The sequence below is a fragment of the Streptomyces sp. NPDC101165 genome, assembly GCF_044768135.1.
GTDB lineage: Bacteria > Actinomycetota > Actinomycetes > Streptomycetales > Streptomycetaceae > Streptomyces.
In genome coordinates this window covers 211047-229907 of the sequence record NZ_JBIWPG010000015.1, presented here as the reverse complement: position 1 = coordinate 229907, position 18861 = coordinate 211047, and the positions used below count along the sequence as shown (strand labels likewise).

Here is an 18861-nt window from a genome sequence, read left to right as displayed (position 1 = left end):
CTCCGCCCCGGTCCCGCTAGCTCCGGGTGATCCGCACCTTGAAGTTCCCGGAGGCGTCCGCCCCGAGCACCTCGATCGTGATGCCGTGGCGTGGGTCCTTGAAGGACTCGCCGGTGGTGAAGGGGGCGTCGGAGAGTTCCGCCTGAACGTTGGGGCTGCGGGTGCAGCCGCCGCTGCCGCGGTGGGCGTCGTAGACGCTGACCGGGCCGCGTCCGGTGTCCACGGTGGCGTCGACCTTGTAGACGAGGATGCCCGGTTTGCACACCGCCTCGTCGTTGCCGCCCGGCGCGCGCAGCTCCAGCGCGTACGTGGTCCGCGCGTCGACCGGTACGAGGACCAGCTTTCCGCCGCCCTCCTTGTACAGCGGCGTCAGCGTGTACTCGACGATGCCCGGGACGGCCGCGCAGCCGACCTGGTTGCCGTCCAGCCAGCCCAGCTTCCACTTGTGCCAGCCGAGCAGGTCGTTGTTGGCCCCCCAGTCCTCGCTCATGATGTCCCAGTGGCCGACCGTGCCCCCGCCCTCCTGGGTGTAGAGGTCGGGCAGCCCGAAGGTGTGGCCGTTCTCGTGCGGCAGGACGCGGTAGCCGGTGCGGGAGTAGGAGCCGGAGCCGTCGTCCTGGCGGGAGTAGACGAAGGACGCGTTGGCTATGGGGACGCCGTCGGCGACCGGGGCGTCGGCGTTGCCGGCGAAGGTCACGGACAGCACGGTGTCCAGCGCGGAGGGGCCGGCGTTCGGGGTGATCAGCACGTTGAGCAGGTCGTACGAGCGGAAGTCCACCTCGGGATCGGCGGTGGCCACGATGTCCTGGACCAGCTGCCGGTAGCCGGGGTCGAAGGGCGCGCCGCGCTCTATGCCGTACTCCTTGAAGGGCTTCGGCATCCGCAGCCAGGACGTGATCGGGGTCTCGGGGTGGTAGTCGAGCCGGCCGTACGACGCCGTGCGGAACCACTCCTGGGTCTGCGGGAAGAACTCGTGGAAGCGGTCGAGCGCGCTGCCCTGCCCGGGCGCGTCGGAGAAGTCGACCATCAGGGTCAGGGCGTGGACCGTGCCGGTGGAGCGGGAGTATCCGGTCGGGGTGGGCACGCCCTCCGTCATCTGGACGTCCGGGCCGCTGTGGATCAGGCACGGCGAGAGGGCGGTGGAGCGGGCCAGGCCTATCGGGCCTGCGGTGTTGGGCGCCGTCAGATGTCCGGTCCCGGCCGAGGTGCTGACCGCGAGGGTCAGGACGGTCACCGCGACGAGTGCGGCCACGCGGCGCGGGCGTATGCGGCGGCGGGGCGAGTGCGGCTGCATGCATGGACCTTCCGCTCCACGGCAGCCGCCGGTCGCCGGCTGCACCCTTGCGCTCACCCTGTGTCGACGGGGTGGGGGGCGCGCGCTGGAGGAGACCGATCGTGCGAAATCCCCGCGCGAGCGGGTGGGAACCGCGCCCGGCACGTGTGGTTCAGGTCACAGGAATTCTTTCCGGGGACGGGAAATAACCGGGGAACCTCTCCCCGTTTAGACCTGTGTCCGAGCGAAACGGGGAGTCCTTCCCCGGATCGCCCCGCAGACTCGGATCACCGTCAACGACTCAGGGAGTACGCCGTGCAGACCGCAACCCCGACCCGCAAGGTGTCCCGGCCCCGCGCCGACGCCCTGCGCAACCGGGAGCGGATCGTCACCGCCGCCCGGGAGATGTTCGTCGAGCACGGCGCGGACGTGCCGCTGGACGAGATCGCCCGCCGGGCCGGCGTCGGCAACGCCACCCTGTACCGCAACTTCCCGGACCGTGACGCCCTCGTCCGCGAGGTCGTCTGCTCCGTCATGGACCGTACGGCCGAAGCGGCCGAGCAGGCCCTCGCGGAGACCGGGGACGCCTTCGCCGCCCTGGAGCGCTTTGTGCACGCCGCCGCCGACGAGCGGATCAGCGCCCTGTGCCCGATGGTCTCCAGCACCTTCGACAAGGAGCACCCCGATCTGGTGGCGTCCCGGGAACGGGTCGAGCAGCTGATCGAGGAGGTCATGGGCCGGGCCAAGGAGGCGGGCCAGCTCCGCGCCGACGTGGGCGTCGGCGACCTGATGATCGTCGCGGCCCAGCTCAGCCGGCCACCGGCCGGCACCGACTGCCTGAGCAGCGACCGCTTCGTCCACCGCCATCTGCAGCTGTTCCTGGACGGGTTGCGGGCCCCCGCCCGCTCGGCCCTGCCGGGGACGGCCGTGACCATCAAGGAGCTGCGCCGGTGCTGAGCGATTAGTTCCGGCCGCGCCGGCGGTCTCCCACACACCAGCACCCCGGGCGTCAGCGACGACGAGCCGGCCCCTCCAGCACGCCCGACAGCCTTCCGCTTTCTGATCGTTCTTTCCGTCACGAAGTCCCGAAGTGGGTACCCCCATGTCCGAAACAGCCCTCAAGGCTCCCCGCGCCGCCGCACCGAGCGGTGACGCCAACCGCTGGAAAGCGCTCGTCTTCATCGCGCTCGCCCAGCTGATGGTCGTCCTCGACGCCACCATCGTGAACATCGCCCTGCCCTCCGCCCAGCAGGACCTCGGCATATCCGACGGCAACCGGCAGTGGGTCGTCACCGCCTACGCCCTCGCCTTCGGTGGTCTGCTGCTCTTCGGTGGCCGCATCGCCGACCTGTGGGGCCGCAAGCGCGCCTTCGTCCTCGGCCTGACCGGCTTCGCCGCCGCCTCCGTGCTCGGCGGTGTCGCCACCTCCGGCGCGATGATGTTCGGCGCCCGTGCGCTCCAGGGTGTCTTCGGCGCCCTGCTCGCGCCGGCCGCGCTGTCCCTGCTCGCCGTGATGTTCACGGACGCCAAGGAGCGCGCCAAGGCGTTCGGCATCTACGGTGCGATCGCCGGTGGCGGTGGCGCCGTCGGTCTGATCCTCGGCGGCTTCCTCACCGAGTACCTGGACTGGCGCTGGACCTTCTTCGTGAACGTCCCGTTCGCCGTGGTCGCCGCGCTCGGCGCCAACTTCGTCATCCGTGAGCCGGAGGGCGGCCGCAACCGCTCCCCGCTCGACATCCCCGGCGTGATCCTGTCCACGCTCGGCCTCGTCGCCCTCGTCTACGGCTTCACCCGCGCCGAGTCCGACGGCTGGAGCGACGCCGTGACTGTCTCGATGTTCGTCGCGTCCGCGGTGCTGCTGATCGCCTTCGCGCTGGTCGAGTCCAGGGTCAAGGCTCCGCTGCTGCCGCTGCGCGTGGTCACCGACCGCAACCGCGGCGGGATCTACCTCTCCCTGGGCCTCGCGATCATCGGCATGTTCGGCCTGTTCCTCTTCCTGACCTACTACCTGCAGGTCGTGAAGGGCTACTCGCCGGTCAAGACCGGTTTCGCGTTCCTGCCGATGATCGCGGGCATGATCACCGGCTCCACCCAGATCGGCACCCGCCTGATGATCAGGGTCCCGGCCCGCTTCCTGATGGGTCCCGGCTTCCTGGTCGCCGGTCTCGGCATGCTGCTGCTGACCCAGCTGGAGGTCGGCTCCTCGTACACCACCCTGCTGCTGCCCGCGATGCTGCTGCTCGGCCTCGGTATGGGTACGGCGTTCATGCCGGCCATGTCCCTGGCCACCTCGGGTGTCGAACCCCGGGACGCCGGTGTCGCCTCGGCGATGGTCAACACCTCGCAGCAGGTGGGCGGCGCGATCGGCACCGCCCTGCTGAACACGATCGCCGCCTCCGCGACGACGTCGTACGTCAAGGACCACATCGCCGGTGCGGCCTCCAAGCCGCAGCAGCAGCTGGTCCAGCTGCAGGGCATGGTGCACGGCTACAGCGCGGCGATCTGGTTCGCCGTCGGCATCCTGGGCCTCGCCTCGCTGATCGCCTTCACCTTCGTCAACGCCGGCCGCCCGGGTGCCACCACGGTGGCCTCCGGCGAGGGCGCCGCGGACGAGGTGCCGGTGCCGGTGGTCGCCCACTGACCCCCGGGACCGTGGTTCAGCGGAGCCAGGGCAGGTCCGCACCCGCTTCGTTGGGCTGAAGGCCCTCGGCGACGATCTCCATGATCTCGCCGAGGGTCTTCTGCTGTTGCGGGGTCAGCCGCTCGAACAGCGCCTGCCGTACGGCGGTCACATGGCCCGGCGCGGTCCGGCGCAGCACCTCGGCGCCCTCGTCGGTGAGCACGGCGAACTGGCCGCGCTTGTCGGAGGGGCAGTCCTCGCGGCGGACCCACCCGTTCTTCTCCAGGCGCGCGATGGCGTGCGACAGCCGGGAGCGGGTGATCTTCGCCCTCATCGCCAGCTCGGTCATCCGCAGCCGGCGACGCGGCGCCTCGGCGAGACCGACGAGCAGGCCGTAGTAAATGTGCGGCATGCCCGCGTCACGCTGCAGCTGCCGGTCGAGGTGGTCCTCCAGCAGGGTGGTGGCGTGCAGATAGGCGCGCCAGACGCGCTGCTCCTCGTCGGTGAGCCAGCGGTGCCGGCCGGCGGAGTCCGTTGCCGTGTTCATGTATCCCACTGTACGGCGCATCTCCTTGAAACTTGAACAAGTTGGGCGTACTCTGTCGGCGAGAGCTTGAGAGTTAAAACATCTGGCCCGCAGCAGCCGGGCAGCAGCAACCGCAGTACCGGACCGAAGCATGGGGAGCCGCCGTCATGTCCGCCACTCAGGAGCGCATGCCCGCCCTGTATCTCAGCCACGGCGCCCCGCCGCTCGCCGACGACCCGATCTGGCCCGGCCAGCTCGCCGCCTGGTCCGCGGACCTGCCGCGCCCCAAGGCGATCCTCATGGTCTCCGCGCACTGGGAGGAGGCCCCCCTCGCCCTCGGTGCGACCGAGACCGTCCCGCTCGTCTACGACTTCTGGGGCTTCCCCGAGCACTACTACCGGGTCCGGTACGCCGCCCCCGGCGCGCCCGAACTCGCCGAATCCGTCCGCAAACTGCTGCGCGCCCCCGGCACCCCCGTCCAGGACATCCCGGACCGCGGCCTCGACCACGGTGCCTACGTCCCCCTCGTCGAGATGTTCCCGGCCGCCGACATTCCCGTCCTGCAGGTCTCCCTGCCCACGCTCGACCCCCGGCGTCTGATGGACATCGGCCGCAAGCTCGCCCCGCTGCGCGACGAGGGCGTGCTGATCGTCGGCTCCGGCTTCTTCACCCACAACCTGGCCGCCCTGCGCCACACGGGCGGCGGCGTGCCGAGCTGGTCCTCCGAGTTCGACGACTGGGGCCGGCGGGCCCTGGAGACCCGTGACTGGGACGGGCTGCTGGACTTCCTCCACAAGGCTCCGGCCGGCCGCCACGCCCACCCGCGCACCGAGCACTTCGCCCCGCTCTTCGTCACCATGGGCGCGGCGGAGGCGGGCGGGGAGCCGGCCGCCCAGAAGTCGGTGATCGACGGGTTCTGGATGGGAATGGCGAAGCGGTCGGTGCAGTTCGGATAAGGGCTAGCCGAGATCCTTCTCGTACCAGGCCACGTCCCAGTAGCGGCCGAACTTGCGCCCGACCTCCCGGTAGGTGCCGACGTACCGGAAACCGAAGCGTGTGTGCAGCCGCTCGGAGGCCTCGTTGGGCTGGGCGATGCCGGCGTAGGCGCGGTGGATGTCCTCGCCGGCCAGTGTCTTGAAGAGAGTGTCGTAGAGCAGAGTGCCGATCCCGCGGCGGCCGGCGTCCGGAGCGACGTACACCGAAGTCTCCACGGATGTCGCGTACGCGGGCTTCACCCGGTAAGGGCTGGATGTGGCGTACCCCAGAATCCGGCGAGTTCGTCCGTCCGTGGCAACCATCAGGCGGTACGGCCCGTCTTCCGGGTGGGAGAGCAGCCAAGGGCGGCGCTCTTCCGGCGTGAAGATCACGGTGTCGAACGTGATGGGCGTCTCGCGTACGTAGTGGTTGTAGATGTCCGTGAGGGCTTCGAGGTCGCTCTCGACTCCCGGCCTGACCTGCACTTCTGCATGTGCCGACGACATCTGGCCTCCCTGTGGTCGGACAGGGTACTGCAAGATCAGAAAAATTGAGGGGCGGGTTGGGAATTCTGTCCGGATTCCAGTCGTTGTTTCCTTCGGATGCCGGGCACTCGTGGAGAGTCCCAGGAGTTCCTGGAGTGCTGAGCATCCCTTAAGGACCACCGCCCGCCCACCATCGCAAGGGAGCACGCATGGCAACCCGTGCCGTCGCCCGTCGTCAGTCCGCCACCGGCGAGACGGCCGACTCGGCAAGCAGTGTTCGCGCCCATGGCGGCGAGATCGCCGATCGCGATCTGGTCGGTATGTATCTCGACGAGATCGCGCGTACGCCGCTGCTCGACGCCGCCAAGGAAGTCGAGCTGTCCCAGACCATCGAGGCGGGTGTCTTCGCGCGGCAGGTCCTCGACGGCGAGGAGGAGTCACAGACGGACGCCTCCCGCGAGGAGTTGGAGACCCTGGTCGCCGCGGGCGAGCGGGCCAAGGACGTCTTCATCCGCTCCAACCTCCGCCTGGTCGTGGCGGTGGCCCGACGCTACCCGCGCAGCGGCCTGCCTCTCCTCGACCTGGTCCAGGAGGGCAACGCCGGTCTGGTGCGCGCCGTCGAGAAGTTCGACTACCGCAAGGGCTTCAAGTTCTCGACGTACGCCACCTGGTGGATCCGTCAGGCCATCACCCGCTCCATCGCCGACCAGTCCCGCACGATCCGGCTCCCCGTCCACCTGGTGGAGGAGCTGGGCCGTATCCGCCGCGTGCAGCGCGAGTTCAACCGCGAGCACGGGCGCGACCCGGAGCCCGCGGAGATCGCCGCGGAGCTGGGCTCGACGCCGGAGCGCGTGACCGACGTGCTCGACTGGTCCCGTGACCCGGTCTCCCTCAACATGTCCGTGGACGACGAGGGCGAGACCCAGTTCGGCGACCTCCTGGAGGACACCTCGGCGGTGTCGCCGGAGCAGTCGGTGCTGACGCTGCTGCGCAGCGAGGAGCTGGACGACCTGATCGGCCGCCTGGACCAGCGCACGGCCTCCATCATCAAGATGCGGTACGGCATCGAGGACGGCCGCGAGCGCACCCTGACCGAGGTCGGCAAGGAGCACGGCCTGACCCGCGAGCGCATCCGCCAGATCGAGAAGCACGCGCTGCTCGAACTGAAGAAGCTGGCCCACAGCACCGGTTTCGACGCGGCGGCATGACGGACGGGGAGTGCAGCCCATGACGAAACCGGGCGTACGCCCGGTGGCGAAAGACGGCGCAAACATGGCGTGGTCCCATCGCTTCAACCCCGGGGCCCGAGGGAACAACCCTTCAGGGCCCAGGAGTTGGACCCCAGGGGCCCGCACTCCCGCCTTTCGCAGACACCCCACACCTGCCATGACGAGCACGTCGTAGGTCCTGGTCGTCAGTTCCTACTCGACATGTGAGCCACGTCCCGCCGCTATCCCCCCCCCGGCGCCGGGACCTTCCCAGGCCGGGCTTCGGCGCCTACCCCCCCCAGGCGCCGGGGCCCGGCTTCTTGCTGCGGGGGGGAGGTGGGAGAGGGGGGCTCACCGAAGGCCGGCGGCGCGCACATGCTGGATCGGCGGGCCACCCCGTACCTGAACCCCGGGGTGGCACCGCCGGATGGCAGATTCTGCCACATCGGCATAGCCTGCCGAGGTGAGCACCCCCAGCACCACCGGCAACACCGCGCACCAGCCTTTTTCCGCCTCCGCCCCCGCCTCGGCGTCCCTCACCGAGCGCCGCAAGGCGGAGACCCGCATGGAGATCGCCCGTGCGGCGGCCGCCCTCTTCGTCCGCCAAGGGCTGCGTGCCACCCGCGCGGAGGACATCGCCCAGGCGGCGGGCATCGCCCCGCGCACGTTCTACCGCTACTTCGCCTCGAAGGAGGAGGCGGTGGCCCCTCTCTACGCGGCGGGTGCCCAGCGCTGGACGCAGGCGGTCCGTGAGGCCCCGCCGGCTCTCACCGTCCCCGAGGCCCTGCGCCATGCGGTCCACCAGACCCTCACCCCGGGCGTCGGCGTCTCGGCGTCGTCCTGGGAATGGGTCCGCACCCTGATCCGGCTGGCCGACGCGAGTCCCGCCCTGCGCAAGGTCTGGGCGGAGGTCTGCCAGTCCTCGGAGAAGACGCTCGCGGAGATTCTGGCGGAGCGTTCGTCGGTGTCCCGAGGGCAGGCGGTTTCCGCTGACCCCGAGTCCGGGGACATCGTTGCTCCGGAGTCCGGCGACAACGTTGCTCCCGAGCCCGGCGACAACGTTGCCCGCCCGACCCCGATCCCCCCGCACCTCCACTTCGCGGCGGCGGTGGCCGGCGCGGCGGTCCGTGTGGCCGTCGAATCGTGGTCCACCACGACGTCCCCACCCGCCGGCCCCACCGGCCCAGCAGCTCTGGCCCTCCAAAACCTTGAGGCGGTGGGGGAGTTCGAGTGGGGCGAGGCGTAGCCAACACCTCTTGAGTGCCCGCCTAGGCTGCCCCGGCTCCCCCCGCCCGGCTCAACCGCTCACCCAACTCCCGTACACACAGTGCAAGTTCGGTCGGCTTCCGGACCGTGAACTCACACCCGACCATCGCCAACCGCACCGCCAGCCACTCCACCGGATCCCCGCTGCTGCCCCGCACCACGCACCAGCCCTCCCCGTCCGCCTCCGGTACCCCGACCCACCCGGGCACCCGCGACGACACCTCTTCCACGGACCCGGCGAACCTCACCTCGAACTCGTACGTCCCCGTATCGGGCCGCCGCTGAATGGACCGCCGCAGGTACTCCGCCGCACTCCCCATCGGCAACTCCCGCGGAGCGAACCGCACGCCGGTGGCGAACGGCTCCCCCACTCGGTCCACCCGGAACGTCCGCCAGTCCTCGCGCCCGAGGTCGTACGCGACGAGGTACCACCGCCGCCCGGTGGACACCAGCCGATGCGGCTCGGTCAGCCGCCGCGACTCGCTGCCGTCCTTGTCCCGGTAGGCGAACCGCAGCCGCTCGTGCCCGGCCACCGTCGACGCCATCACGGTCAGCGTCTCGGGCGCGATGCTCGCCCCGTCCCCACTGGTGAGCGCCGTCGTCGCGGCCTGAAGCGTCGAGACCCGGTGCCGCAGCCGCGACGGCAGCACCTGCTCCAGCTTCGCCAGCGCCCGCACCGACGCCTCCTCCACCCCCTCCACCGCGTGTCCGGCCCCGGCCCGCAGTCCGACCGCGATCGCCACCGCCTCCTCGTCGTCGAGCACCAGCGGCGGCATGGCCTTTCCCGCGACCAGCCGGTACCCGCCGTCGGCACCCTTCGTGGCCTGCACGGGATAGCCCAGCTCCCGCAGCCGGTCGATGTCCCGCCGCACGGTACGGCGGGACACCCCGAGCCGGTCGGCCAGCTCACCGCCGGGCCACTCGCGCGGGGTCTGGAGGAGGGAGAGCATCTGGAGGAGCCGAGCCGGAGTGTCCGTCGTCATGTGTTCGAGAATGCCGCACAACTAGGACACGATCTGACCTAATGCGGTCCTAGCTTGTACGCATGACCTCCACGGAACAGACCCTCAGCGCGCAGCAGAGCCCGGGCGACCGCCGCCGGTGGTTCGCGCTCGCGATCGTGATGGCAGCGGCCTTCATGGACCTCGTCGACGTCACGATCGTCAACATCGCGATCCCCTCGATCCAGCACGACGAGGGCGCCTCCTTCAGCCAGATCCAGTGGATAACCGCGGGCTACGCCCTGGCCTTCGCCGCCGGCCTGATCACCGGCGGCCGCCTCGGCGACATCCACGGCCGCCGCCGGCTGTTCCTCATCGGCATCGGCGGCTTCACCCTGGCCTCGGCCCTGTGCGGCTTCGCCGCGAACCCGGAGATGCTGGTGGCCTCCCGCATCCTGCAGGGCGGCATGGCGGCGATGATGGTCCCGCAGGTCCTGTCGATCGTGCACGCCACCTTCCCCGCCCACGAGCGCGGCAAGGTCTTCGGCCTCTTCGGCGCGATCGTCGGCCTGGGCGCGGTCTCCGGCCCGCTGCTCGGCGCCCTGCTGACGGAGTGGAACCTGTTCGGGCTGGAGTGGCGCCCGATCTTCCTGATCAACCTCCCCGTGGGTGTCGTCGCCTTCCTCCTCGGCCGCCGCTACATCAGCGAGTCCCGCGCCCCGAAGGCGCTGAAGCTGGACCTCGTCGGCGTCGCCCTGGTGACCCTGGGCCTGCTGATGCTGCTCTACCCGCTCACCCGCGGCCGCGAGCTGGGCTGGCCGCTGTGGGGGTACGTCTCGATGGCCGGCGCGTTCGGCGTCTTCGCGGCGCTGGTGGCGTACGAGCGGCGCAAGGCGGCCCAGGACGGTTCCCCGCTGATCGAGCTGTCGCTGTTCCGCGTGAAGAGCTTCGCCGCGGGCATCGCCGTGCAGACCGTCTTCGGTGTCGCGCTCGGCATCTTCTTCCTGGTCTGGACGCTGTACATGCAGGTCGGACTGGGCTGGAGCCCGCTGCGGGCCGGCCTGACGGGCGTGCCGTTCTCGCTCGCGGTCTCGACGGCGGCCGGCATGTCCGTACAGAAGCTGGTCCCGCGCTTCGGCCGCAAGGTGCTCCAGGCGGGCGCTCTGGTGATGGCCGCGGGCGTCCTCATCTACATCTGGGAGTCGCACCGCTACGGCCTCGGCATCGCCTCCTGGCAGATGGCCCTCCCGCTGGTCGTGATGGGCGCCGGCATGGGCCTGATCGTGGCCCCGCTGACGGACGCGGTGCTCTCGGAGGTGCCGCGCGAGCACGCCGGTTCCGCGTCCGGCCTGATCAACACCGTGCAGCAGATGGGCAACGCGCTCGGCCTCGGGCTGGTCTCGGTGGTGTTCTTCGGCGTGATCGGCGACCGGCTGACGCGCGCCGAGGTGGGCCCGGCCTTCGTCCACGGCTTCCAGCACGCGCTGTGGTGGGTGGCCGGCGTGATGGGCGTGATCTTCCTGCTGATGTCCGCTCTGCCGAAGCGTCCGGCGCAGCACGTGGAGGGCGCGTCCGACGCTCCGGCGGTGGAGAAGGAACCCGAGCTGGTGTCCTGACCAGGCAGGAGGGGGCCCGGTACCGACCAGGTACCGGGCCTTTCTGCTGCCCGGACAGAGCCGGAAGTCCGTTCATGCCCGATTGTGGCCCGAACCTGTTTACTTCCCGGAAGTCGGGGCGTAGTCTCGCGGTGAAACCACACGTTCGGGCATGAGTCGGAGGCGAACGGACATGTACGCACCGGAGCGGCAGCAGGAGATCCTCCGGATCGCCCGTGACGGCGGCCGGGTGGACGTGCTGTCGCTGGCCGAGGAGTTCCAGGTCACGGCGGAGACGATCCGCCGGGATCTGAAGGCCCTCGACCGCGCGGGCCTCGTCCGCCGGGTGCACGGCGGTGCCATCCCGGTCGGCCGCCTCGACTTCGAGCCGGACCTCGCCGAACGCGAGTCCACCGCCGCCGACGAGAAGGACCGCATCGCCAAGGCGGCCCTCGCCGAGCTGCCCGTCGAGGGCACGATGGTCCTCGACGCGGGTACGACGGTGGCGCGGATGGCCGCGGCCATCCCGCTGGAGGCCTCCCTCACCGTCGTCACGCACAGCCTGCCGATCGCTGCCCGCCTCGCCGACCACCCGGGCATCCAGCTCCACCTGGTCGGAGGGCGCGTCCGGCACCGCACCCGCGCCGCCGTGGACGCCTGGGCGCTGCGCGCGTACGGCGAGATCCGCGCCGACGTCCTGTTCGTCGCCGCCAACGGCTTCTCCGCCGAGCACGGTCTGACCACGCCCGACCTCGCCGAGGCCGCGGTCAAGCGCGCGGCCGTCGCAGCCGCCCGCCGGGTCGTCCTCCTCGCCGACTCCTCCAAGCACGGCCAGGAGCACTTCGCCCGCTTCGGCGACCTGAGCGACGTGGACCTGCTGATCACCGACAGCGGGCTGAGCCCCGAAGACGCCGCCGTGATCGAGCGCGGCGGCACGGAAGTAGTGCGCGCATGATCCTCACCGTCACCCCCAACCCGTCCCTGGACCGCACCTACGAGGTCCAGAAGCTGAAGCGCGGCGAGGTCATCCGGGCCGAGACCGAGCGCATGGACCCCGGCGGCAAGGGCGTGAACGTCTCGCGCGCCGTCGCGGCCGCCGGACGGCGCACGGTCGCCGTACTGCCCCTGGGCGGTGCGCCGGGTGCGCTCGTCGCCGATCTGCTCGACGCACAGGGCATCGAGGTCGCACCGGTCCCGGTCGCCGGAGCCACCCGCTCGAACATCGCGCTCGCGGAGGCGGACGGGGTGCTCACGAAGATCAACGCGCCGGGCCCCGAACTGTCCCCGGCCGAACAGGAGCTGCTCCTGGACACCGTCCGCGAGCAGTCCCGCGACGCGGACTGGATCGCGTGCTGCGGAAGCCTGCCCCGGGGTCTCGCACCCTCCTGGTACGCGGACGTCGTCACGCGGGCGCACGCCGGCGGCGCGCGCATCGCGCTCGACACCTCGGGGCGCGCGCTCCTGGAGGCGCTGCGCGCCCGGCCCGACGTGGTGAAGCCGAACTCCGAGGAGCTGGCGGAAGCCGTCGGACGCCCCCTGGCGACGGTGGGCGACGCGGTGAAGGCGGCCGAGGAGCTGCGCCAGATGGGCGCACGCGCCGTGCTCGCGAGCCTGGGCGCCGACGGGCAGCTGCTCGTGGACGCCACGGGCGCCTGGTTCGGCAGCGCGCACGTGGACGCCGTACGCAGCAATGTGGGCGCCGGCGACTCCTCCCTCGCCGGCTTCCTGATCGCCGGCGGCCGCGGCCCGGAGGCCCTCGCCTCCGCCGTCGCCCACGGCGCCGCCGCCGTCCGGCTCCCCGGCAGCGTGATGCCGACCCCTGCCGACCTGGACCCGGCCGCGGTGACGGTCACGGCCGAGATCCCGGTCGACCGCGAACTGACGGAGCCGGTGTCATGAACGTCCGCAAGCCCCGTACGGCCATGCCGGTCACGCCGACCCCGGCATCGGCGCCGCTCCGGCCACCGGCCCTGAAACGGTGGGGCTCCCCGTTACCCACCGCCTCAGCGGGCCGGCCGGACGTCCCGATCCGCCCTGCCACCCCGGGGCCCTGTCGTCAGACTCCCGTCTGCCCCGCCGCCTCCCCCCACAGCACCTCCGTCCCCACCTCCGCCCACCCCACTCCCCGGGCGATACGCGTGCATAGGAGCCCGCGATGAGCGACATGATCACCGCGGACCTGGTCGACCTCGACCTGTCCGCCGATACCAAGGAAGCGGCGGCGCGCGCCCTCGCCGAGCGCATGGTGGCCCAGGGCCGGGTGACCGACCTGGAGGGCTTCCTCGCCGACGTGGCCGCCCGAGAGGCCCAGATGCCGACCGGCCTCGACGGCGGCATCGGCATCCCGCACTGCCGCAGCGCCCATGTCACCGAGCCGACGCTCGCCTTCGGCCGCAGCGCCGCCGGCATCGACTTCGGCGCCCCGGACGGTCCCGCCGACCTGATCTTCCTGATCGCGGCCCCGGCCGGCGCCGACGACGCCCACCTGACGATCCTCTCCGCCCTGGCCCGGCAGCTGATGAACACCGAGTTCACGGACGCGCTGCGGTCGGCGGGCGACGCGGGCACGGCGGCGACGCTGATCCGCGGGGAAGAGGCACCGGCGACCGCGGGCAGCGCGTCCGCCGGTGCACAGGCGTCCGAGGACGCCTCCGAAGACTCCGCTGCGACGCCGGTGGCGGCCTCCGCCGGCGCCGCAGCGGGCAGCACGGCCCCGGCGCCGGGTGCGGCCACCGAGAGCGGCTCCGCCCCGGCGCCGGGCGCCACGGGAACGGGCGGACGCCCCTTCCGCATCATCGCCGTCACCTCCTGCCCGACCGGCATCGCCCACACCTACATGGCGGCCGAGTCCCTGGAGAAGGCGGGCCACGAGGCGGGCGTCGAGGTCGTCGTCGAGACACAGGGCTCGGCCGGCTTCACCCGGCTCGAACCGGCGGTGATCGCGGCGGCGGACGGCGTGATCTTCGCGCACGACGTCCCCGTACGCGACAAGGACCGCTTCGCGGGCAAGCCGACGGTCGACGTCGGCGTGAAGGCGGGCATCAACCGCCCCGCCGAGCTGATCTCCGAGGTGCGCGGCAAGGCCGAGCGCGGCGAGGTCACCGCGGGCGCCGCTGCGGGGACGCCGGTCGAGCGCGCGGGCGACTCCACCGAGGGCTACGGCACCAAGCTCCGCAAGTGGCTGATGTCCGGCGTCAGCTACATGGTCCCGTTCGTCGCGGCCGGCGGTCTGCTCATCGCCCTCGGCTTCGCGATCGGCGGCTGGAAGGTCAACAAGGCACCGTCGGTCATGGACCACTTCGTGTGGACCCAGACGGGCAGCTGGGGCGCGCTGCTCTTCCAGATCGGCGTGGTGTCCTTCGGCTTCCTCGTCCCGGTCCTGGCCGGCTACATCGCCTACGGCATGGCGGACCGCCCCGGTCTCGTCCCCGGCTTCGTCGGCGGCTCGATCGCCCTCACCATCAACGCGGGCTTCCTCGGCGGTCTGGCGGCCGGTCTGATCGCCGGTGGCGTGGTGATGGCGATCCAGAAGATCGACATCCCGGCGGCGTTGCGCGGCATCATGCCGGTGGTGGTGATCCCGCTGATCTCCTCGGCGATCGTCGGGTTCCTGATGTTCGTCGTGATCGGCAAGCCCATCGCGGCCGCCCAGAGGGGCCTGACCGACTGGCTGGGCGGCCTCACCGGCACCAACGCCATCCTGCTCGGCGCCCTGCTCGGCCTGATGATGTGCTTCGACCTGGGCGGCCCGGTCAACAAGGTGGCCTACACCTTCGCCACGGCGGGCATCGCGGTCGCCAGCCCGAGCGACTCCGCGATGAAGATCATGGCCGCGGTGATGGCGGCCGGCATGGTCCCGCCGCTGGCGATGGCCCTGGCCACGACGGTCCGCGGCAAGCTCTTCACCCAGACCGAGCGCGAGAACGGCAAGGCCGCCTGGGTGCTGGGCGCCTCCTTCATCTCCGAGGGTGCGATCCCGTTCGCCGCGGCGGACCCGCTGCGGGTCATCCCCTCCGCCATGGTGGGCGGCGCGATCACCGGCGCCCTGTCGATGGGCTTCGGCGCCACCCTGCGCGCCCCGCACGGCGGCATCTTCGTGGTCCCGCTGATCGGCAACCCGTTCCTCTACCTGATCGCCATCGCGGTCGGCGTGTGTGTCAGCGCGGCCCTGGTCGTCCTCCTCAAGGGCATGCGCAAGCAGGCCCCGGAGACCACGCCCACGGACCCCGCCGCGAACTCGGCCACGGCGTCGAAGGAGGCGAAGCAGCCCGTCGCCGCCTGACGGGGTACCGCTTACCTCTTGTCCCTTTGGTGAGCTGTGGGTTGTTCACGCCACCTGCGAGATACGTCACGGTCCGGGACCAAAGTCCCGGACCGTGGTGTCTACTGGACGGCATGCCTGAGCAAGTCTCGACTCTTCAAGTGATCGGCGTGACCGTCCTCACCCTGGCGGGCGTCGTCTGGGCCGTCGCGGTGACGCGCATCATGCGCCGCGCCCGCGTCGAGGCCGTTCTGGCGGCCTTCCCGCACCAGCGCTTCGGCCCTCCGCCGCAGGAGTACGTCGAACTGAGCGCGGCGGAACAGGACGCCTTCGCGGGCCTGGTACGACGACTCGGAAGCCGCTGACGGAAGCGGGCACCGAGGCCGCTGCCAGGTTCTAGGCCTGCCGCGCCGCGCGCCGTTCCATGGCGTCCCGGGCCGCGTCCTCCGACGTGTAGACCTCGCACATGTGCCGCCCGTCGGGCGTCGCCGTGTGTTCGACCTCCCACAGGGAGACCTCCCGGCCGTCCGGCAGCAGGAACGCGTGCTCGTACAGCGCGAAGCTCAGGCCCGCGCGGCCGATCCGGCCGGGCCGCCCGAACGCCTGGGTGATCTGATGCGCGGCCGCCGTCGCCAGCAGCGCCGCCGTCTCCGCGTCCGGACGGTCGGGGTTCTCCGCGCGCCGCAGCAGCCGGCGCGCGTGGTCCGCCGAGTCGTCCGGGGCGTACACGTGCCGGGGCTCGGGGATCGCCGACAGCTGCATCAGCACCGGCAGCTCGAAGTCCGGAGTGTCCGGCGGCAGCGCGAGCCGGGCGGTGGCCGTGTGCAGCTCCTCCTCGTCGACGTACACCTCGTGCTGGGCGTCGCCGCCCGGCACGGTGTTGTGGACCAGCTCCCACAGGGTCACCGCCGAGCCGTCCGCGAGCAGCCAGGTGTGCCGGTACGTCTCGCGGTGCAGTCCCGCGCTGTGGTGGGCGGAGTGCAGGGAACTGTCGTGCGCCAGGGCGCAGTCGAGCCGCCGTAACACCTCGTCGGGCAGCTCGAAGGAGTTCAGGGCACGGCCGAGGAGTCGCTCGAGATGCTCCTCCGGAGACTCGGGCGACTCGGCTGGTTCGTACGCTGCCGTCTCGTACGGAACGCTCAAGGCTTCTCCCGGCGTTGCTGCATGTCACCTTGTGGGTGCATACCGTAGCCCCTCGGTCGGACATCATGTCCGGGAACCGAGAAAACGTATGACGGGAAAACGCGAAGGCCGCGCGAGAAGTTCCCGCGCGGCCTCACGAACCGTCAGAACCTGCCGGTCAGGCGGCGTTTCCGGCAGTCCAGGCGCTCCATGACATGTTCCAGCCGTTGAGACCGTTGTCCGGGGCCACCGTCTTGTCCGGGGAGTTCTTCACGATCACGACGTCACCGATGAGCGAGTTGTCGTAGAACCACTTGGCCGTCGTGTCGCCCTGCGCGCCCTGCACGTCCGCCAGACCGACGCAGCCGTGGCTGGTGCCCTCCCGGCCGAACGGCGGGTTGCCCTGGTTGTACCAGTAGTTGCCGTGGATGAACGTGCCGGACGACGTCAGACGCATCGCGTGCGGCACGTCGGAGATGTCGTACTCCCCGCCGAAGCCGACCGTCGAGCCGTTCATACGGGTCTGCACGAACTTCTCGGAGATCACCATCTGCCCGTTGTACGTGGTGTGCTGCGGGCTGCCCGCGGAGATCGGCACCGACTTGAGCGTCTTGCCGTCCCGCACCACCGTCATGGTCTGCGTGTTGACGTCGACCGTGGAGACCTGCGAGCGCCCGATCGTGAAGGACACCGTCTTCTTCTGCACGCCGTAGACGCCGCTCGCGCCCTGCACCCCGTCCAGGTCGAGCTTCATCGTGACCTTGGAGCCGGCCTTCCAGTACTCCTGCGGCCGGAAGTCGAGCCGCTGGTTCCCGAACCAGTGCCCGACGACCTGCTGACCGCTGCTGGTGTTGACCGTGATGTGCGACTGCACGGCCTTCTTGTCGGTGATGGCCTTGTCGAAGGTGAACGACACCGGCATGCCCACACCGACCGTCGAGCCGTCGTCCGGCGTGTAGGTGCCGATGAAGCTGTTGGCCGAGCTGACGGTGGTGAAGATGGAGTTGGCCGCCGCCGTACGCCCGCTCGCGTCCTTCGCGGTCGCGTCGATCTCGTACTTCGTGCCGCGCTCCAACTGCCCCTTCGGCTTCCAGCTGCTGCCGTCCGCCGATATCGCCCCCTGCACCGCCTGCCCCGACCCGGCCACGGTCATCTTCACGTCCGTCAGCTTGCCACCGCTGGCCTTCACGCCGGTCGCGTTGATCGACGCGCCGGTCGAACCGTCCTTGGCCGAGATCACGACCTTCGCCGTCGACGTCTTCGGCGAGTCCTTGCCGCCCTTGCCGTCGTCGTTCGAGGCGTTGGCGCTGCCACCGCAGGCGGTCAGGGTCAGGGCGCCGACCACCAAGGCGGCACAGGCCCCCAGTACGCGCCGCGCTGCAATGTCCGGCGTTGTCACGGGCTGCTCCATGTTCGTGTGATGTGCGTGATCCGTTCCAGTGCGTGATGAAAGAGGGCCCGGGCCCGGGGGGAGGTTCCCTCCGGAGCCCGTTGACGTCATCACGTGACAGAACCGCGACAATCCATGGCTCAACCCGCGGCCCGACGGCCGCCGGGGCTCAACGCTTCCCGTACAACTCCCCGTACGACGGCCACACTCCACCCGGCCCGTCGACCGAGCCGGCGGCGCGCACGGCCCGCACGATCGCGCGCGTCACGACGTCGGCGCCGGCCGCGAGGACGTCATTGAGCGCCAACGGGCTCGCGCTGTCGAGCGTGCGGGTACCGGTCGACAGCGCGAACACCGTGTCGCCGTCGTGCAGCAGGTGCACCGGCCGCACGGCGCGTGCGATGCCGTCGTGCGCCGTGCCCGCCATCTTCTGCGCCTGCGCCTTGGTGAGGTCCGCGTCGGTCGCGACCACCGCGAGCGTCGTGTTCAGCGGCGGCGGCGCGTTCTTCGAGGCCACCTCGGCGAGACGCCGACGCGCGGCCTCGTGCACGTGCTCCTCCGGGTACCGCACGCGTCCCTGGAACAACTCCCCGTACAGGACGCCCGTATCCGGGTCCAGGACCGACCCCGCCGCGTTCACCACCACCAGCGCGGCCACCGTGACCCCCGAGTCCAGCACCGCACTCGCGGTGCCCACCCCGCCCTTGAGCTGCCCCGCCACGGCGCCCGTACCGGCGCCCACACACCCCTCGTGCACGGCCGCGCCCTGCGTGCTCGCCGCGGCCGCCTCCACCGCCGCGCGCCCCGTCGCCGCGTCCGGCCGGGCGCGGAAGTCCCCGCCGCGCCCCAGATCGAAGACGCACGCGGCGGGCACCACCGGCACGACATGCCCCGGGTCCGGCCCGACCCGCACCCCACGCCCCTGCTCCTCGAGCCAGGCCATCACCCCGGACGCCGCGTCGAGCCCGTAGGCGCTGCCTCCGGTCAGCACGACGGCTTCGACCTTCTGCACCACGTTGCGCGGATCGAGGGCGTCGGTCTCCTTGGTGCCGGGACCGCCCCCGCGCACGTCCACGGCGGCGACGGCGCCGCCCTCGGGCGCGAGGACGACCGTGGTGCCGGTGAGCCGGCCGTCCCCGGCGCGGGTGGCGTGTCCCACTCGCAGCCCGTCGACATCCGTCAATGCGTCAACTGTCATG

The 18861-nt window shown here is 71.2% G+C and carries 17 protein-coding genes; 10 read left to right on the top strand and 7 right to left on the bottom strand.

All coding sequences use genetic code 11. The annotated features are described in order from the left end of the window. Positions 1-16: 16 nt before the first annotated feature. Positions 17-1294: a M6 family metalloprotease domain-containing protein gene (locus tag ACIRVH_RS30480; RefSeq protein WP_403959675.1), complete on the bottom strand. Its 1278-nt coding sequence runs from the start codon at positions 1292-1294 to the stop codon at positions 17-19. A gap of 294 nt (positions 1295-1588) precedes the next feature. Between ACIRVH_RS30480 and ACIRVH_RS30475 the strand changes: the two genes are divergently transcribed. Together ACIRVH_RS30475 and ACIRVH_RS30470 are read left to right on the top strand one after the other, a co-directional pair. Further along, entirely contained in the window at positions 1589-2230 is a 642-nt protein-coding gene (locus ACIRVH_RS30475) for a TetR/AcrR family transcriptional regulator (RefSeq protein ID WP_403959672.1), read from the top strand. A gap of 145 nt (positions 2231-2375) precedes the next feature. Next, positions 2376-3914: an MFS transporter gene (locus ACIRVH_RS30470; RefSeq protein WP_403959669.1), complete on the top strand. Its 1539-nt coding sequence runs from the start codon at positions 2376-2378 to the stop codon at positions 3912-3914. A 16-nt stretch (positions 3915-3930) separates the two neighbouring features. Here the strand turns inward: ACIRVH_RS30470 and ACIRVH_RS30465 are convergent, their stop codons facing one another. Then, on the bottom strand, positions 3931-4440 hold the full coding sequence (locus ACIRVH_RS30465) for a MarR family winged helix-turn-helix transcriptional regulator (RefSeq protein WP_403959666.1): 510 nt from the start codon (positions 4438-4440) through the stop codon (positions 3931-3933). Positions 4441-4586: 146 nt separating this feature from the next. Here ACIRVH_RS30465 and ACIRVH_RS30460 point away from each other — a divergent pair, with 146 nt between their 5' ends. Further along, positions 4587-5375: a dioxygenase gene (locus ACIRVH_RS30460; RefSeq protein ID WP_403959663.1), complete on the top strand. Its 789-nt coding sequence runs from the start codon at positions 4587-4589 to the stop codon at positions 5373-5375. 3 nt (positions 5376-5378) lie between these two features. Here the strand turns inward: ACIRVH_RS30460 and ACIRVH_RS30455 are convergent, their stop codons facing one another. Continuing rightward, on the bottom strand, positions 5379-5900 hold the full coding sequence (locus ACIRVH_RS30455; protein ID WP_403959660.1) for a GNAT family N-acetyltransferase: 522 nt from the start codon (positions 5898-5900) through the stop codon (positions 5379-5381). Positions 5901-6088: 188 nt separating this feature from the next. Here ACIRVH_RS30455 and ACIRVH_RS30450 point away from each other — a divergent pair, with 188 nt between their 5' ends. Together ACIRVH_RS30450 and ACIRVH_RS30445 are read left to right on the top strand one after the other, a co-directional pair. After that, positions 6089-7087 (top strand): RNA polymerase sigma factor RpoD/SigA, encoded by a 999-nt coding sequence (locus ACIRVH_RS30450; RefSeq protein ID WP_403959657.1) that lies wholly within the window; start codon positions 6089-6091, stop codon positions 7085-7087. Positions 7088-7652: 565 nt separating this feature from the next. Continuing rightward, entirely contained in the window at positions 7653-8333 is a 681-nt protein-coding gene (locus ACIRVH_RS30445; RefSeq protein ID WP_403959788.1) for a TetR/AcrR family transcriptional regulator, read from the top strand. Between the two features lie 22 nt (positions 8334-8355). Here ACIRVH_RS30445 and ACIRVH_RS30440 read toward each other — a convergent pair whose 3' ends face one another. Continuing rightward, positions 8356-9336: a helix-turn-helix transcriptional regulator gene (locus ACIRVH_RS30440; RefSeq protein WP_403959654.1), complete on the bottom strand. Its 981-nt coding sequence runs from the start codon at positions 9334-9336 to the stop codon at positions 8356-8358. Between the two features lie 62 nt (positions 9337-9398). Between ACIRVH_RS30440 and ACIRVH_RS30435 the strand changes: the two genes are divergently transcribed. The 5 genes from ACIRVH_RS30435 (at position 9399) to ACIRVH_RS30415 (ending at position 15515) form a co-directional block, all read left to right on the top strand. Then, positions 9399-10910 (top strand): MFS transporter, encoded by a 1512-nt coding sequence (locus tag ACIRVH_RS30435; protein ID WP_403959651.1) that lies wholly within the window; start codon positions 9399-9401, stop codon positions 10908-10910. 172 nt (positions 10911-11082) lie between these two features. After that, positions 11083-11844 (top strand): DeoR/GlpR family DNA-binding transcription regulator, encoded by a 762-nt coding sequence (locus ACIRVH_RS30430; RefSeq protein ID WP_389176155.1) that lies wholly within the window; start codon positions 11083-11085, stop codon positions 11842-11844. Next, positions 11841-12788, top strand: coding sequence for a 1-phosphofructokinase (pfkB, locus tag ACIRVH_RS30425; RefSeq protein ID WP_403959648.1), 948 nt, complete (start codon positions 11841-11843; stop codon positions 12786-12788). The genes ACIRVH_RS30430 and pfkB overlap by 4 nt, the downstream gene beginning before the upstream one ends. Positions 12789-13044: 256 nt before the next feature. Next, entirely contained in the window at positions 13045-15171 is a 2127-nt protein-coding gene (locus ACIRVH_RS30420) for a fructose-specific PTS transporter subunit EIIC (RefSeq protein WP_403959645.1), read from the top strand. Positions 15172-15284: 113 nt separating this feature from the next. Beyond that, the gene (locus tag ACIRVH_RS30415) at positions 15285-15515 is read left to right on the top strand and encodes a hypothetical protein (RefSeq protein WP_393471883.1); all 231 of its coding nucleotides are present in this window, start codon (positions 15285-15287) and stop codon (positions 15513-15515) included. Between the two features lie 31 nt (positions 15516-15546). On the opposite strand, the gene ACIRVH_RS30410 is transcribed toward ACIRVH_RS30415, so the two are convergent. The 3 genes from ACIRVH_RS30410 to ACIRVH_RS30400 form a co-directional block, all read right to left on the bottom strand. Continuing rightward, a complete protein-coding gene (locus ACIRVH_RS30410) occupies positions 15547-16293 on the bottom strand; it encodes a DUF6227 family protein (protein WP_403959642.1) in 747 nt (248 codons plus the stop codon). 157 nt (positions 16294-16450) lie between these two features. Beyond that, positions 16451-17671 carry an Ig-like domain-containing protein gene (locus ACIRVH_RS30405; RefSeq protein ID WP_403959639.1) on the bottom strand — a complete coding sequence of 407 codons (1221 nt, stop codon included), beginning with the start codon at positions 17669-17671 and terminating at the stop codon, positions 16451-16453. A 160-nt stretch (positions 17672-17831) separates the two neighbouring features. Continuing rightward, complete coding sequence (locus ACIRVH_RS30400; RefSeq protein WP_403959637.1) at positions 17832-18860, bottom strand: P1 family peptidase; 1029 nt, start codon at positions 18858-18860, stop codon at positions 17832-17834. Position 18861: the final 1 nt, after the last annotated feature.

Excerpts from the sequence above, each read along its gene's own strand:
- ACIRVH_RS30480 (WP_403959675.1), bottom strand. The coding sequence starts at position 1,294 with ATGCAGCCGCACTCGCCCCGCCGCCGCATACGCCCGCGCCGCGTGGCC.
- ACIRVH_RS30470 (WP_403959669.1), top strand. The coding sequence starts at position 2,376 with ATGTCCGAAACAGCCCTCAAGGCTCCCCGCGCCGCCGCACCGAGCGGT.
- ACIRVH_RS30465 (WP_403959666.1), bottom strand. The coding sequence starts at position 4,440 with ATGAACACGGCAACGGACTCCGCCGGCCGGCACCGCTGGCTCACCGAC.
- ACIRVH_RS30460 (WP_403959663.1), top strand. The coding sequence starts at position 4,587 with ATGTCCGCCACTCAGGAGCGCATGCCCGCCCTGTATCTCAGCCACGGC.
- ACIRVH_RS30455 (WP_403959660.1), bottom strand. The coding sequence starts at position 5,900 with ATGTCGTCGGCACATGCAGAAGTGCAGGTCAGGCCGGGAGTCGAGAGC.
- ACIRVH_RS30450 (WP_403959657.1), top strand. The coding sequence starts at position 6,089 with ATGGCAACCCGTGCCGTCGCCCGTCGTCAGTCCGCCACCGGCGAGACG.
- ACIRVH_RS30445 (WP_403959788.1), top strand. The coding sequence starts at position 7,653 with ATGGAGATCGCCCGTGCGGCGGCCGCCCTCTTCGTCCGCCAAGGGCTG.
- ACIRVH_RS30440 (WP_403959654.1), bottom strand. The coding sequence starts at position 9,336 with ATGACGACGGACACTCCGGCTCGGCTCCTCCAGATGCTCTCCCTCCTC.
- ACIRVH_RS30435 (WP_403959651.1), top strand. The coding sequence starts at position 9,399 with ATGACCTCCACGGAACAGACCCTCAGCGCGCAGCAGAGCCCGGGCGAC.
- ACIRVH_RS30430 (WP_389176155.1), top strand. The coding sequence starts at position 11,083 with ATGTACGCACCGGAGCGGCAGCAGGAGATCCTCCGGATCGCCCGTGAC.
- pfkB (WP_403959648.1), top strand. The coding sequence starts at position 11,841 with ATGATCCTCACCGTCACCCCCAACCCGTCCCTGGACCGCACCTACGAG.
- ACIRVH_RS30420 (WP_403959645.1), top strand. The coding sequence starts at position 13,045 with ATGAGCGACATGATCACCGCGGACCTGGTCGACCTCGACCTGTCCGCC.
- ACIRVH_RS30415 (WP_393471883.1), top strand. The coding sequence starts at position 15,285 with ATGCCTGAGCAAGTCTCGACTCTTCAAGTGATCGGCGTGACCGTCCTC.
- ACIRVH_RS30400 (WP_403959637.1), bottom strand. The coding sequence starts at position 18,860 with ATGACAGTTGACGCATTGACGGATGTCGACGGGCTGCGAGTGGGACAC.